This is a genomic window from Streptomyces sp. NPDC043870, assembly GCF_056435785.1.
Genome location: NZ_JBWKDT010000008.1, coordinates 101,927 through 115,542, shown reverse-complemented (window position 1 = coordinate 115,542; position 13,616 = coordinate 101,927). Strand labels below are relative to the sequence as shown.

Below are 13,616 nucleotides of genomic sequence, written 5' to 3'. Positions count from 1 at the left end.
TCGCCGTCCGTAGCTTCCTTGTCATGGAGACGGGAACCCGGCCTGCCGCAGCCGTCAACGCGGCGAATCCAGGATGGTGCCACTGGCACATGGGCTCGTCCGAGACGGCCGAGCTGATCCAGTACGGGGAGTGGTCCTCCGGGCCGCCGGTGGCGCTGTACGCGTGTGCGCCGTGCCGTGAGCAGCGCGGTCTCACCCCGCTCGGGGGTGCCGCATGACACTCCGTCAGTGGGAGTACGCCACCACGCCCCACGACGGCCGCACTGGACTGATCACGATGGACCTTGGCGGCCACGGACCGTTCCACATGTACCGGCTCCGCTTCCACCACGGCCGCGCACCCGGGCCCGGGCTTGTGAGTGAGGCGACCATCCGCCAACAGTTCCTCGTGCGCGCAGGCGAGCAGCAGAAGTCCAAGGCCATCGCGGCCGGGCTCGTCCCCGAGAACGAGCGCAGCGCCCTGCCCCCAAAGCCCCGCATCCGACGCTCATAGCGCAGCGTGCGGTGAAGCGGAGCGCCCGACGGCGAGCAACACCAGGGCGCCCGCTGCCAAAGCCCCGGCCGGTCACAGGATTCCCGTCCCGTCCGGCCGGGGCTCCCAGTCACCCGCTCTGGCCCCGTGGCCCTGGAACAGCTCGGACGCTCCGCCGATCCGGGTGGGCCTTCGCATTGCGCATGCGGCCGGAGCGGGCCCACTTCACAAGACCCCGACCAGAGAGGCACACCCGTGGGAACCATCAGCAACGGCCGCACCACGAAGGCCTACGAGAACCTGACCGCACCCGGCCTGGACTGGCGCAAGGCAAGCCGGACGGACCTGGACCCGATCCTCAAGGACTGCGTCATCCTCGCCGCGGCGCCGGACGCCAAGGACCACCCCCACCCCCACGTCCCGGACGGCACCCGCATGGTGGCGCTCTCCGACGACAAGGACCCCGCCAGCCCCGTCCTGTACTTCACCCGCGCCGAGATCGGGAAGTTCTTCGAAGGCGTGAAGGCCGGCGAGTTCGACGACCTCATGCCCACCCACGGAGAGATGGTGCAGGCCGCCGCCGTGGCGCGCTGACCATGAACGCGCAAGAGGTCACCGCGGCTTTCGCGCACGTGCAGAAGCAGTACAACCGCACCCCGTGCCGGGAATGCCGAGGCACCAACACCGTCGCCCTGGTCTATGAAGGCGCGGTCATCGCCTCCTGCGAGGACTGCGGCGGCGCCACCCGCAAGGGCCAGCTCATGCACCGCTGACCCGCCCGCTGACCCGCCCGCCTCCAAGACCGCCCCGGCCCGCCGTCCCCCGTCGGCCGGCCGGGGCTTCTTTATGTCTGTTCACTCTCCGAGCGGCTTGGCATCCTGCCGCCGTCACCGATGCGGCTAGTCATCGTCATCGCGACCCGACTTGCGGCGGTCCACCACGCTGAGCCAGAAGGTGGCAATGGCGGCGATGTCGGCTCCGACGCCTACCCACGCCGGAATAGCGCCCTCGCCACTCCCGGCGGCTGATGACGCCCCCGCCCCGTATGTGCTGGCACCCACATTGGCGAGGAGGAGACCGACAACCACCAGCACGGTGCCCGCTACGAGCAGCCCGAGGCCGACGTAGAACAGGGTGCGCTTCACGGCGATGGTGTTGTCGTCACGAGTTGCAGTAGACACAGTTCAGCTGTAGATCATTCATGGTGGAGAAGGCCGCTCAACTCGCTGAGGGGCGATCCCAACACTCAAACGGCTCTCGCTCGATCTGTTCACGCCCATTGCTGCCGTCCGGCTGGCCGGGGCTTCTCCTACCGCTACAGTCCCCCCATGTCGCACATACGGGAAAGGCGGACTTGGTTCGCCGCAACGGGTGTGGGCCTGGCCCTCGCCGCAGTGGTTACGGTCTGGACGGACAGGCTTAGCGCCGAGGTGCCAACATCGTCGTCGCAGGCGGAGCTCTCCTCACCGCAGTCGCCTCCTGGTCAGCCACCAGCCGGGCGAGCGATACCGCGACTGAAGCCCACGCCACAGCGCTTGAAGCGCAGCGGACCGCCGAATCGCTGGCAGCCATCGAGCGCGATCGCTGGCATGCCGAGCTGACCCCACAGCTCGAGGTCACGATCCGCCGCCCGAGTCCTGGGAACAGGGCCACATTCACGATGAAGCTTCTGGGCCCGTCCGCGCTCGAGCGACTCGACGGGTGACCGTCCGAATCCAAGACGACGGTCTTGACCGGACACCTCGCACCGCTCCGCCACCAACGGCTGAGGACGTGGCCGCACATATCTGGGGGCCATTGCACTTCATCGCGGGCATCGACGACGTCGCACCGCCCGGTCGACATACCCCGGCCTTCCCATTGGAGCTCGGCGACTGGAAGCGCTTCGACATGCGCGATACGCAGGCGCCCTTCTGGTACGAGGGCGAGGATGCGGAACGTCGGTGGCGGGTCGAGGTCCGGGAGCAGCCCGTGCGATTGCGGATCGAGTGCCACCGCGAGGGCCACAAGCCTTGGTATCTCTATTGCGAGACCAAGATCAGATCAGGCTTTGCGCCCTCATGACGAGCTGGCATCAGCTTTGTGCCGTACACCTTCGAATCAAAGGCGCATCCCTCGAAGCATGGCGCCGAGTCATCTGGGCCCGCAAAGCTACAGAGGGCTAGTGAATCGCTCTCGCGCTGCGGCAAAAGCATGTCGTCGGTCGTCGAATAGAGTGCTGTCGCGAGGGTGTCAACGTCGTTCGTCACAAAACGATCTTGGACACCCTCGTTCTCGTCTCCGCAGGCACCCCTTGGACCACACCACCAGGAGGAACCAGTGTCGTACCCGCAACTGCTCGCCCCCGAGGAGAAGCTCGCCGACGCGAAGAAGCTGTTGAGCCTCCCGCGTATCGTCGTGATCTGCGGCTCCACCCGCTTCATGACCGAGATGAACGAGGCCGATCTGCGGGAGACCAAAGCCGGAAAGATTGTCGTCAAACCGGGCTGTGACATGAAGTCGCCGCACGAACTTTGGTCCGATCCTGTCGAGGCCGAGGCGCTGAAGGTTCGACTCGACGATCTGCACCGGGCGAAGATCCGGCTCGCTGATGAGGTGCTCGTAGTCGGCGACTACATCGGAGACAGCACCCGAGCCGAAATCGCCTACGCCCAGTCGCTGGGCAAGCCCTTGCGGTTCACGCACCCCGAAGTCGACCCTGACGCCTGACCGCCCGCTGCCACCTCGACAACCAGGGCCGGCAGCCCGCCGCCTGACCGTCTCGCGGTGGTTTCGGCCGCCGCCCACCCCACACCCTCCGCAGGCATCCCTTGGAATTGATCATCTAGGCGAGAAGGCCCTGGGCCGCGCAGGCGGGGCGAAGGTCAGGACGAGCGCGCACGTCCCGAGTGCGGGCAGCGCGTAGAGGTCGCGCGGTATGCCGGGCCCACGAACCCGGCCACCGTCGCCGCAGCGAAGAGCACGGCGAGTACGGCCGGTCAGCCGGTGGCGCTCGGGTAGTACTCGGCGAAGGCGTCGGCGTGCGCCGCGAGGCGTGCGGCGGTGGCGCGGAGTTCGCCGCACCAGCGCCGGGCTGTGTCGTAGTCGATCACCGTGTACGCGGGCCGGGTGTCGTCGATGGCCTGAGCTGCGGCGCTGAGCTGGCTCATGGCATGCTCGGCCTGCGCCGCGCGGCGCATGAGCCGGTCGGCACGTGTCTCAGGTGGCGCTTCGCCCGTTGCGAGGTCGCGGCGCACGGTGTCCTTGGAGACGCCGAGCTGCGCCGCGATCTGCCGGTTGGATGCCCCGTCCTGCGCCATGCGGCGCACGGTGGCGCGGCGCCGCGCTACGAGCTGTGCGCCAGTCACCGGCCCTCACCCCTGGTGGCGCCCCAGTGGCGGTATCCGGTGGGTGGGTGCTCGGCAAGCCGCTCGCGCAGGTACTCAGTCGTCCACTCGATGGTCATCACGGGCTTGTCGTCGACGACGCTACGGAGCGCGATGACCGCGTGCATGGCCCGGTCAGCCAGCAGCCGGTCATAGATCTCGCCGTCACCGATGGTGGCGGGGTGGGGGATGTCGAGAGCTTCGAGGACGGCGGCGAGGAGGTCGCGCATCGGGTCGGCTGAGGTCACTGGGACACCCCCTCGGCGATCAGCCGCAGCAGCGTGGCGTACTCGCCGCGTGTCTGCCCTGGACGTACGGGCGGGGCGGCGGCGAGCAGAGCCTGCTCGGCGTCGTATGCGGCCTCGGTGGGCCGTGGAGCCGCTCGGCGAACACGAGGGCCTGCGCAAGGCGGGTCGCTTCGCGCATCTCGGCGTTCGGCCGGAAGCTGGCGAGCTTGTCGGCGAGCTGGGTGAGAAGGGTTCGGGTGTCCGCGGTGAGCGCGGGCGGACTTGCCGCAGCGCGCGTTGTACGGTCCTGCATGGGTCTGGGCTCCCTTGATCTGAAGGATTCGGATCAAGGCGCCGTCTGGTGTGCGACCACCGGGCGGCGCCGCCGTATCACACGCGTCTCACAAACTGGCTGCGTGTGGTCGGACTGGGAGCCTCTGACCTGGTGTTTTGGGCTTCTCTACGGACCGTGTGGACGTCGTGGACGCCCCGTAAGCTGGGGAGCATGGCCTATGAGATTCCGGTGACGCAAGCCCGTGCAGAGCTCGCCGAGCTGATCAACCGTGTCGTGTACGGCGGCGAGCGCGTGGTCGTCACCCGCCACGGAAAGCCGCTCGTGGCCCTGGTATCCGCTGCTGACCTGGAGCGATTGGAGGGCCTTGAGCAGCCGGCCGAGGACCCCGTGATCACCTCGGTCTCAACGCTGCGCACGTCGTCGCCGTCCGCTCCGGGCGAACGCGGCCGGTTCGGCATCGCGGCGGAACACCGCGCCCCGGGCCGGGACGGCCGCGGCGCGTGAGGCGCCCGCGCCCGTCATGACAAGACCGCGCGCCCCCGTCCGCTACAGCGGGGACGCGCGGTCGCTCAGGAGGCTCGCTCACGAGGCGCTCGCTCGTAGGGCCGTGGGGGTCGGGCGTCCCGACGGATCAGCCGAGCGGGGCCGGTTCGGCGGGGGCGGACCGGGCGGTGGTCGCGTTCACCGCCCTGCCCGGCCGCCCGCCGATCAGCACCGCGGTCAGGCCCAGAACTGCCCACAGTGCCAGCGTCAGCGCGGGCCCGCCTGCCGCGCTGCCGTCGAAGTACGCCACCGACCGCAGCAGTGAACCGCTCGCGCCCGGAGGCAGCCACTGGCCTATCAGCCCTGCCGGTTCGGGGAGCAGCTCCGGCGCACTGGCCACGCCCGAGAACGGGTTGCCGATGAGGACGACCAGCAGTGCGCCCAGACCGATCCCGGCGGTTCCGATCAGCGCGGCCAGCCCCGCGACAGCGCCACCGATGGCCAGTGCGGTCAGGGCGAACACCCCCGCTTCGGTCCACCAGTCTCCTGTGAGCACGCCGAGCCAGCTGTCCGCGAGAGCCGTCGCGGCGATGCCGGCCAGGATCGACGCGCCCACCAGCGCGGCCGCCGCCCTCGCCCCGCGCAGCCCCAGTGCGGTGACGGCGCCCCCGGCCGCCACTCCCGCCAGCGCGAGCGGCAGGATGCTGGAGGCCAGTGCGCTGCCCCTCGGGTCGCCGGCGGGGGCTGCGACGACATCCTCGGACCGTACCTGGGCGCCGGACGGAGCGCCGGCCGTTGCGGACTCCTTGAGGAGCTGGGCGACGACCGGGCTCGCGGCGGACGCCGTGAGCACCTTCGGGCCCTGTGGTGTCACGACCAGGGCTCCGTATACGGCCCGGTCCTCGATCGCTCCCCGGGCCGCTGCCTCGTCGGCGTAGCGGTGCACGTCGAAGGCCCCCTCGTGCTGCGCGAAACGCTGCTCCAGCTGTGCCGTCGCGGCGGCCGGGCCGGCCACGCCGACCGGGAGGTCGCGCGGCGCGATGCGGGCGGCGGGCCAGGCGAACGCCCAGAGCGCCAGGATGACGACGACCGGTACCAGGATCATCACCGCGATCACGCGGCGGGCCGGTGCGGCCGGTGCAGTGGGCATGGTGTCCCCTCGATTCGGGTGATCCAAAGAGAAGGATCGTTCGTTTTTGTCGAGCCTCACTGTCCTGGCGCGGTGTCCAGTTGTCAAGAATGAATGTTCGTTTTACATTTGCCGCATGGCTCGCGTATCCCAGGAACACCTCGACGCCCGGCGCCGTCAGATCCTCGACGGCGCCGCCCGCTGCTTCGCCCGCAACGGCTTCCACGCCACGTCGATGCAGGACATCCTCGGCGAGGTGGGCCTCTCGGCCGGCGCCGTCTACCGCTACTTCCGGGGCAAGGACGAGCTGATCTCCGCCATCGCCGAGGAGGCGTTCATTGGAATCCGGGCGGCCTTCGAAGAGGCGGCCCGTACGACCCCGCCGCCCACCCCGGACATCCTGCTCGGGCGGGTCCTCGGGATGTTCCTGGAGGGACGGGTGCCCGGCGGCGACCGGCAGGCCTTCGGCCGTCTCATCGTGCAGGTCTGGACCGAGACCCTGCGCGACGAGCACCTCGCCGCGATCCTGAACGACGGCTACGACGGCATGCGTCGGGCCTGGGCGAAGCTCGTCGACGCCTACCGGGACAACGGGATCCTGCACGCCGATGTGCCGGCCGACCATGTCGCGCGCACGCTGATCGCCACGGCCCAGGGGTTCATCGCCCAGCAGGCGCTCTTCGGGGATGTCAGCGTCGAGGTGCTGCAGGACGGATTGCGTGCACTGATGTCCATGCAACTACCAAAGGTCAGTTAACGCGCCGGAAAAACTTCCGCCCTAACGTTCAAACCTTGGCAGCGGGACGCCCATGGACCGTCGACAGAGTGTTGACACCGGCTACTGTCCGCTGCGCCCGGTCCGGTCCGGGCAGGACGACTGTGAGGTGGAAGCGTGCAACTGACCCCGCATGAGCAGGAACGGCTGCTCATCCATGTCGCCGCCGATGTCGCGGAGAAGCGCCGAGCCCGCGGGGTGAAGCTCAACCACCCCGAGGCGGTCGCCCTCATCACCACGCACATCCTGGAGGGCGCACGCGACGGGCACACCGTCGCCGAACTCATGGCTTCCGGACGGAAAGTGCTCACCCGCGACGACGTCATGGCCGGCATCCCCGAAATGATCCACGACGTCCAGGTCGAGGCGACGTTCCCGGACGGCACCAAGCTCGTCACCGTCCACGACCCGATCGTCTGACGGGAGCGCCACCGATGATTCCCGGCGAGATCCTGTACGCGGACGGGCCCGTCAAGCTGAACGAGGGCCGCGACGTCACGCGTCTGACCGTGCTCAACGCCGCCGACCGGCCCGTCCAGGTCGGCTCCCACTACCACTTCGCCGAGGCCAACCCCGGACTCGACTTCGACCGCGCCGCGGCCCGCGGCCGGCGGCTGAACATCGCGGCCGGCACCGCCGTGCGCTTCGAGCCCGGCATCCCGGTCGACGTCGAACTCGTACCTCTCGGAGGGCTTCGCATCGTCGCGGGCCTGCGGGGAGAGACCGGAGGCGCTCTCGATATGAGCGACGCACGCGAGGCCGCCGGGCCGCAGACGGCAGCGAAAGCCGCACCTCTGCGCCGAGCGGGCGGAGAAGCGAAGGGAGGAACCGGTGTCTGAGTTGACACGTGCCGTCTACGCCGACCTCTTCGGACCCACCACCGGGGACCGGATCCGGCTCGCCGACACCGATCTGCTCGTCGAGATCGAGGAGGACCGCTCGGGCGGGCCCGGACTCGCCGGCGACGAGGCCGTGTTCGGCGGCGGCAAGGTGATCCGCGAGTCGATGGGCCAGTCCCGTACGACCCGTGCCGAGGGCGCCCCGGACACGGTGATCACCGGCGCGGTGATCATCGACCACTGGGGCATCGTCAAGGCCGACATCGGCATCCGCGACGGCCGGATCACCGGCATCGGCAAGGCCGGCAACCCCGACACGATGGACGGTGTCCACACGGACCTGGTCATCGGCCCCGAGACCGAAGTCATCGCGGGCAACGGCAGAATCATCACCGCGGGCGCCATCGACGCCCACGTCCACTTCATCGCGCCGACCATCGTCGACCAGGCCCTGGCCTCCGGCATCACCACGCTCGTCGGCGGCGGCACCGGCCCGGCCGAGGGCACCAAGGCGACCACGATCACCCCCGGTCCCTGGCATCTTGCCCGGATGTTCGAGGCGCTGGAGTCGTTCCCCGTCAACATCGGGCTGCTCGGCAAGGGCAACACGATGTCCCGGGAAGGGATGTACTCCCAGCTGCGCGGCGGGGCGCTCGGATTCAAGATCCACGAGGACTGGGGTGCGACGCCTGCCGTCATCGACGCCTGCCTGGGCGTGTGCGAGGAGACCGGTGCGCAGCTCGCCATCCACACGGACACGCTCAACGAGGCCGGGTTCGTCGCGGACACGCTCGCCGCGATCGCCGGACGCACCATCCACGCGTACCACACCGAGGGTGCGGGCGGCGGGCACGCACCGGACATCATCACCGTGGTGTCGGAGCCGTACGTCCTGCCCAGCTCCACGAATCCGACCCGGCCGCACACCGTCAACACCATCGAGGAACACCTCGACATGCTGATGGTCTGCCACCACCTCAACCCGGCCGTGCCCGAGGACCTGGCCTTCGCCGAGTCCCGGATCAGACCGTCCACGATCGCGGCCGAGGACGTCCTGCACGACATCGGTGCCATCTCCATCATCTCCTCGGACTCCCAGGCCATGGGACGCGTCGGTGAGGTGATCATGCGGACATGGCAGACGGCGCACGTCATGAAGCGGCGTCGCGGAGCCCTGCCGGGCGACGGCCGCGCGGACAATCTGCGGGCACGTCGCTATGTCGCCAAATACACGATCAACCCGGCCGTCGCCCAGGGTCTGGACCACGAGATCGGCTCGGTGGAGCCGGGCAAGCTCGCCGATCTGGTGCTGTGGGAGCCGGCGTTCTTCGGCGTCAAGCCGCAGCTCGTCATCAAGGGCGGCCAGATCGCGTACGCACAGATGGGCGACGCCAACGCCTCCATCCCCACACCACAGCCCGTGCTGCCCCGACGGATGTTCGGCGCGCTCGGGAAGGCCCCGGCGGCGGGCTCGTTCAACTTCGTGTCGGAAGCGGCGATCGAGGACGGGCTGCCCGAACGCCTGGGCCTGGGCAAGCGCTTCGTCCCGATCCGCAGCACGAGGCGCGTCACCAAGGCGGACATGCGGGAGAACGACGCGCTGCCACGGGTCGAGGTCGACGCCGACACGTTCACGGTGACGATCGACGGCGACGCGGTCGAACCGGCCCCCGCGCAGGAACTGCCCATGGCGCAGCGGTACTTCCTGTTCTGACGATGAACGACTTCACACACGCGCCGGTGGACGGCCCGGCCGACGGCTCCCGCCGCACCGCGGCCGGTGCTGCCTCATGCCCGACGCCCGCCGCGGCGGACAGCGGCACGGTCCCCGGCCAGGGGACCGGTTCGGGGGTGGTGGCCGGTGGCGGCCTCCGTCGGGTGGGTGTGCCTGCCGGGCAGGCAGGGCCGTCCACGGTGGCCGGGGACCGGGACCGCCCGGTGCCGCCGCCGCCCGCAGCCTGCCCCGTGCCCGCATCGGCGGAATCGCGGCGGGCAGGGTCGCCGGAGGACGCCGGGCGGCCGGTCGGCGCATCGTCGCGGGCCGCGTTGCTCGTACTCGCCGATGGGCGATTTCCCGCCGGGGGGCATGCCCACTCCGGTGGGGCCGAAGCGGCCGTCAAGGCGGGGCGGGTCCGGGACGCCGCAGGACTGGCGGGCTTCTGCCGCGGGCGGCTGCACACCGCCGGGCTGACGGCCGCCGCGCTCGCCGCCGCGGCGGCGCTCGGCCTCGACCCGCTCGAGCTCGACGCGGCCGCCGACGCCCGCACCCCGTCACCCGCCCTGCGCACCACGGCACGCAAACTCGGCCGGCAGCTGATGCGGGCCGCCCGCGCCACCTGGCCGTCAGCCGAACTCGACGCGCTGGCCCAGGCATTGCCCAGGGGCGCGCACCAGCCCGTCGTGCTCGGGCTCGCGGCGCGGGCCGCGGGCCTCGGACCCGAGGACGCCGCACACTGCGCCGCGTACGAGACCGTCAGCGGGCCGGCCACCGCCGCGGTACGCCTGCTGAGCCTGGACCCCTTCGAGGCCACCGCCGTCCTCGCCCGCCTCGCCCCCGCCATGGACCGGGTCGCCGAGCGCGCCGCGGCCGCGGCCCGGCAGGCGGCCGAGCTGGGCGTCGACGCCCTGCCCGCCGCCTCCGCCCCGCTGCTCGACATCACCGCCGAGCTGCACGCGGCCTGGCCCGTACGCCTCTTCGCCTCGTAGGACCCAGAAGGAGCCGCACCATGCATCTCGACCACAGCCACGACACCGCCATGTCCGTCAGCGCCGACGCCAACCGCCCCGACGGCACCCGGCGTGCCCTGCGCATCGGCCTCGGCGGCCCGGTCGGCTCGGGCAAGACGGCGACCGTCGCCGCGCTCTGCCGCACCCTGCGCGACCAGCTGTCCATCGCTGTCGTCACCAACGACATCTACACCCGCGAGGACGCCGAGTTCCTGCTGCGCAACGCGGTGCTTCCGCCCGAGCGCATCCAGGCCGTCGAGACCGGGGCCTGCCCGCACACGGCGATCCGCGACGACATCTCCGCCAATCTCGAAGCCGTCGAAGACCTGGAGGAATCGGTCGGACCGCTCGATCTGATCCTCGTCGAATCCGGCGGCGACAATCTCACCGCCACCTTCTCCAAGGGCCTCGTCGACGCACAGATCTTCGTCATCGACGTGGCGGGCGGCGACGACATCCCCCGCAAGGGCGGCCCCGGCGTCACCACCGCCGACCTCCTCGTCGTCAACAAGACCGACCTCGCCCCGTACGTCGGCTCCGACCTGCAGCGCATGGCGCGCGACGCCAAGGAGCAGCGCGGTGAACTTCCCGTCGCCTTCACCTCGCTGACCGGCGAGGACGGCGTCCGGCCGGTCGCCGACTGGGTACGCGCACAGCTCACCGCCTGGGCCGCCGCGTGACCGCCGCATGAGCGTCCGAGCCACCGCCCGTATCGTCGCCACCCGCGACGGTGGACTTCCCGTCCTGGAGAGCGCCGGGCCGCTCGCGCTGCGCCGCACCCGTGCCGCCGGACCGTACACCCGCGTCACCGTCGTCGGTGCGATGAGCGCGCCGCTCGGCGGGGACCGGCTGTCCGTCGAGGCGGACGTCCATGACGGCGCCCGGCTGCACGTGGACTCCGCCGCGGCGACCGTCGCCCTGCCCGGCCGAACCCCGGAAGAGGCCACGTACGACATCGTCCTGAGCGTGCGGGACGACGCGGAGCTGCGCTGGCTGCCCGAGCAGCTCGTCTCCGCCCGCGGCAGCAACTTGCGTATGCACACACGCGTCGAACTCGCGGCCACGGCACGGCTGGTGCTGCGCGAGGAACAGATCCTCGGCCGGCACGGCGAGGACCCCGGCACCCTCACCACTCGCCTCACCGTCAGCCGTGCGGGCCGCCCCCTCCTGGACCAGGAACTCGCGTACGGACCCGGCGCACCCGATGGCTGGGACGGGGGAGCGGTACTCGCCGGACACCGCGCGGTCGGTCAACTCCTGGTGGTGGACCCGGACTTCGAGGAAAAGCCCGCCGAGCCGCGGCAGTTCGGCGACACCTGCGTCCTCACCCCGCTCGCGGGCCCGGCCGTGCTGGTCACCGCGATCGCCCCGGACGCACTGCGGCTTCGCCGTCTGCTCGACGAGGCCCGGCGTGAGGCACTCGACGACTGACGCCGTCCCACCCGGCGGACTGCGCGCGCCGGCTATCGCTTCGGCAAAGAAGGACCAGTTCGGTCTATCGCCCTGCGTCGCACAGACGTAAGGATCCCCCGTAACAGACCATGACCGCGCTGCTGTGGGGAGCGGCGCATCACCAGGGGGAGGCACCACGTGAAACGCACAGCGGCGCTCGGCTCCGTCGGCACTCTGATCGCGGGCACACTCATGACCGGCGCGATCGCCGCACCGGCAGCGACCGCAGACGGCAGGCCCGAGCAGAGCGTCGAGGCGTACGGAGTGAAGGTGGCCGCCGAGCGCGCGGCGCACCAAGGCATCGCCTGGGCCGACTGCCCGGCCGACTGGGGCCTGGAGAAGCCCATCCAGTGCGGCTGGGTGAGCGTCCCGCTCGACTACACGCGCCCGAACGGCAGGCAGATACGCATCGCCGTCGACCGCATCGGCAACACCGGCACCCAGGAGGAGCGCCAGGGCGCGCTCCTCTACAACCCGGGCGGGCCCGGCAGCTCAGGACTGCGCTTCCCGCGCCGAACCGTCACCAACAGCCCCATCTGGGCCAGGACCGCCAAGGCCTACGACTTCGTGGGCTTCGACCCGCGCGGCGTCGGCCACTCGGCGGCCATCTCCTGCGCCGACCCGCAGGAGTTCGTCAAGGGGCCCAAACCCGACCCGGTCCCCGACTCCGAGGCCGACAAGCGCGCCCAGCGCAAGCTCGCCGCCGAGTACGCGCAGGGCTGTGCCGAGCGCAGCGGCGACCTCCTGCCGCACATGACCACTCTCAACACCGCTCGCGACCTGGACGTCATCAGAGCCGCGCTCGGCGAGAAGCAGCTCAACTTCCTTGGTGTCTCCTACGGCACTTACCTGGGCTCGGTCTACGCGACTCTCTTCCCGTCCCATGTCCGCCGCATGGTCATGGACAGCGTCGTGAACCCGCGGACCGACATGATCTGGTACGGGGTCAACCTCAGCCAGGACATGGCTTTCGAGCGCCGGCTGACCGACTGGATGAAATGGGTCGCCGCCAACGACGCTTCCTTCCACATCGGCGACACCGAGGAGAAGGTCCACCAGCAGTGGCAGACGCTGCGCGACACCGCCGAGAAGAACCCCATCGGCGGGGTCGTCGGCCCGGCCGAGCTGGTGAACTACTTCCAGGGTGCCCCGTACTACGACAGCCAGTGGGCGCCCGTCGCCCGGGCCTGGAGCACGTACCTGGCCGGTGACCCGAAGCCGCTCGTCGACGCCGCGGGCCCGCATCCTGAGGACACCGCGGGCAACGCCGCCGCCGAGAACAGCACCGCCGTCTACACGGCGGTCGAGTGCGCGGACGCCCCCTGGCCGACCGACTGGGAGACCTGGGACCGTGACAACTCCCGGCTGCACGCGATGTACCCCTTCTTCACCTGGTCGAACGCCTGGCTGAACCTGCCGTGCGCCACTTGGCCGACCAAGCGTCAGCAGCCGCTGGAGATCCGCGCGGGCAAGGGTCTGCCGCCGGTGCTTCTGGTGCAGGCCGAGCGCGACGCGGCCACCCCCTACCAGGGCGCTCGTGAACTCCACAAGCGCCTCAAGGGCTCGCGCCTGGTCACCGAGAAGAACGCCGGCTCGCACGGCATCACCGGCCTGGTGAGTCCCTGCATCAACGGCAAGGTCGAGGCGTATCTGGTGAGCGGCACGCTCGACAGCCGCGACACGGCGTGCGCACCGCACGCCACCCCGACCCCCTGACCGGTCCGCCGGCGACAGCAGCGCAGAGGGGGGGGGGGGGGGGGGGGGGGGACCCCCCCCCCCCCCACCCCCCCCCCCCCCCCCCCCCCCTGGACCTCCCCTACCCTCTTTTTTCCTTCTTCGCCGCCCTCCCCCT

At 70.6% G+C, this 13,616-nt stretch carries 19 protein-coding genes and 1 pseudogene; 15 read left to right on the top strand and 5 right to left on the bottom strand.

Going from position 1 to position 13,616, the window contains the following annotated elements; translation table 11 throughout:
- The first annotated feature begins 23 nt into the window (after positions 1-23).
- The 4 genes from AC0699_RS13260 to AC0699_RS13245 all read left to right on the top strand — a co-directional run bounded on the left by AC0699_RS13260 (position 24) and on the right by AC0699_RS13245 (position 1,245).
- Positions 24-218 carry a hypothetical protein gene (locus AC0699_RS13260; RefSeq protein WP_478659313.1) on the top strand — a complete coding sequence of 65 codons (195 nt, stop codon included), beginning with the start codon at positions 24-26 and terminating at the stop codon, positions 216-218.
- Positions 215-493, top strand: coding sequence for a hypothetical protein (locus tag AC0699_RS13255; RefSeq protein WP_478659311.1), 279 nt, complete (start codon positions 215-217; stop codon positions 491-493). The genes AC0699_RS13260 and AC0699_RS13255 overlap by 4 nt, the downstream gene beginning before the upstream one ends.
- Before the next feature lie 234 nt (positions 494-727).
- Entirely contained in the window at positions 728-1,066 is a 339-nt protein-coding gene (locus AC0699_RS13250; protein ID WP_478659309.1) for a DUF397 domain-containing protein, read from the top strand.
- A gap of 2 nt (positions 1,067-1,068) precedes the next feature.
- Complete coding sequence (locus AC0699_RS13245) at positions 1,069-1,245, top strand: hypothetical protein (RefSeq protein ID WP_478659307.1); 177 nt, start codon at positions 1,069-1,071, stop codon at positions 1,243-1,245.
- 126 nt (positions 1,246-1,371) lie between these two features.
- Here AC0699_RS13245 and AC0699_RS13240 read toward each other — a convergent pair whose 3' ends face one another.
- Entirely contained in the window at positions 1,372-1,653 is a 282-nt protein-coding gene (locus AC0699_RS13240; protein ID WP_478659305.1) for a hypothetical protein, read from the bottom strand.
- A 592-nt stretch (positions 1,654-2,245) separates the two neighbouring features.
- On the opposite strand from AC0699_RS13240, the gene AC0699_RS13235 reads away from it, so the two are divergent.
- Together AC0699_RS13235 and AC0699_RS13230 are read left to right on the top strand one after the other, a co-directional pair.
- Complete coding sequence (locus tag AC0699_RS13235; RefSeq protein ID WP_478659303.1) at positions 2,246-2,536, top strand: hypothetical protein; 291 nt, start codon at positions 2,246-2,248, stop codon at positions 2,534-2,536.
- 255 nt (positions 2,537-2,791) lie between these two features.
- Positions 2,792-3,181 carry a hypothetical protein gene (locus tag AC0699_RS13230; protein ID WP_478659301.1) on the top strand — a complete coding sequence of 130 codons (390 nt, stop codon included), beginning with the start codon at positions 2,792-2,794 and terminating at the stop codon, positions 3,179-3,181.
- 269 nt (positions 3,182-3,450) lie between these two features.
- On the opposite strand, the gene AC0699_RS13225 is transcribed toward AC0699_RS13230, so the two are convergent.
- Genes AC0699_RS13225 through AC0699_RS13215 form a run of 3 tightly spaced genes read right to left on the bottom strand, consistent with a single transcriptional unit; the run spans position 3,451 to position 4,377 of the window.
- A complete protein-coding gene (locus tag AC0699_RS13225; protein ID WP_478659299.1) occupies positions 3,451-3,819 on the bottom strand; it encodes a helix-turn-helix domain-containing protein in 369 nt (122 codons plus the stop codon).
- The gene (locus AC0699_RS13220) at positions 3,816-4,085 is read right to left on the bottom strand and encodes a hypothetical protein (RefSeq protein ID WP_478659297.1); all 270 of its coding nucleotides are present in this window, start codon (positions 4,083-4,085) and stop codon (positions 3,816-3,818) included. The genes AC0699_RS13225 and AC0699_RS13220 overlap by 4 nt, the downstream gene beginning before the upstream one ends.
- A 19-nt stretch (positions 4,086-4,104) precedes the next feature.
- A complete protein-coding gene (locus AC0699_RS13215; protein ID WP_478659295.1) occupies positions 4,105-4,377 on the bottom strand; it encodes a hypothetical protein in 273 nt (90 codons plus the stop codon).
- Between the two features lie 192 nt (positions 4,378-4,569).
- Between AC0699_RS13215 and AC0699_RS13210 the strand changes: the two genes are divergently transcribed.
- Positions 4,570-4,863, top strand: coding sequence for a type II toxin-antitoxin system Phd/YefM family antitoxin (locus AC0699_RS13210; protein WP_469770612.1), 294 nt, complete (start codon positions 4,570-4,572; stop codon positions 4,861-4,863).
- 127 nt (positions 4,864-4,990) lie between these two features.
- Here AC0699_RS13210 and AC0699_RS13205 read toward each other — a convergent pair whose 3' ends face one another.
- Positions 4,991-5,992 carry an ABC transporter permease gene (locus AC0699_RS13205; protein WP_478659293.1) on the bottom strand — a complete coding sequence of 334 codons (1,002 nt, stop codon included), beginning with the start codon at positions 5,990-5,992 and terminating at the stop codon, positions 4,991-4,993.
- Positions 5,993-6,107: 115 nt separating this feature from the next.
- On the opposite strand from AC0699_RS13205, the gene AC0699_RS13200 reads away from it, so the two are divergent.
- The 8 genes and pseudogenes from AC0699_RS13200 to AC0699_RS13165 all read left to right on the top strand — a co-directional run bounded on the left by AC0699_RS13200 (position 6,108) and on the right by AC0699_RS13165 (position 13,480).
- Positions 6,108-6,728: a TetR/AcrR family transcriptional regulator gene (locus AC0699_RS13200; RefSeq protein WP_478659291.1), complete on the top strand. Its 621-nt coding sequence runs from the start codon at positions 6,108-6,110 to the stop codon at positions 6,726-6,728.
- A 135-nt stretch (positions 6,729-6,863) separates the two neighbouring features.
- Entirely contained in the window at positions 6,864-7,166 is a 303-nt protein-coding gene (locus AC0699_RS13195) for an urease subunit gamma (RefSeq protein ID WP_478659289.1), read from the top strand.
- A 14-nt stretch (positions 7,167-7,180) separates the two neighbouring features.
- Positions 7,181-7,486, top strand: a pseudogene (locus AC0699_RS13190) (urease subunit beta); the annotation flags it as partial.
- Positions 7,487-7,577: 91 nt separating this feature from the next.
- Entirely contained in the window at positions 7,578-9,299 is a 1,722-nt protein-coding gene (locus AC0699_RS13185) for an urease subunit alpha (protein WP_478659287.1), read from the top strand.
- Positions 9,300-9,631: 332 nt separating this feature from the next.
- Positions 9,632-10,291, top strand: a complete 660-nt coding sequence (locus AC0699_RS13180) for an urease accessory protein UreF (RefSeq protein WP_478659556.1) — start codon at positions 9,632-9,634, stop codon at positions 10,289-10,291.
- A gap of 20 nt (positions 10,292-10,311) precedes the next feature.
- On the top strand, positions 10,312-10,992 hold the full coding sequence (ureG, locus tag AC0699_RS13175; protein WP_478659286.1) for an urease accessory protein UreG: 681 nt from the start codon (positions 10,312-10,314) through the stop codon (positions 10,990-10,992).
- A 7-nt stretch (positions 10,993-10,999) separates the two neighbouring features.
- Positions 11,000-11,743 (top strand): urease accessory protein UreD, encoded by a 744-nt coding sequence (locus tag AC0699_RS13170; protein WP_478659284.1) that lies wholly within the window; start codon positions 11,000-11,002, stop codon positions 11,741-11,743.
- A gap of 159 nt (positions 11,744-11,902) precedes the next feature.
- A complete protein-coding gene (locus AC0699_RS13165; protein ID WP_478659282.1) occupies positions 11,903-13,480 on the top strand; it encodes an alpha/beta hydrolase in 1,578 nt (525 codons plus the stop codon).
- The last annotated feature ends 136 nt before the right edge of the window (positions 13,481-13,616 follow it).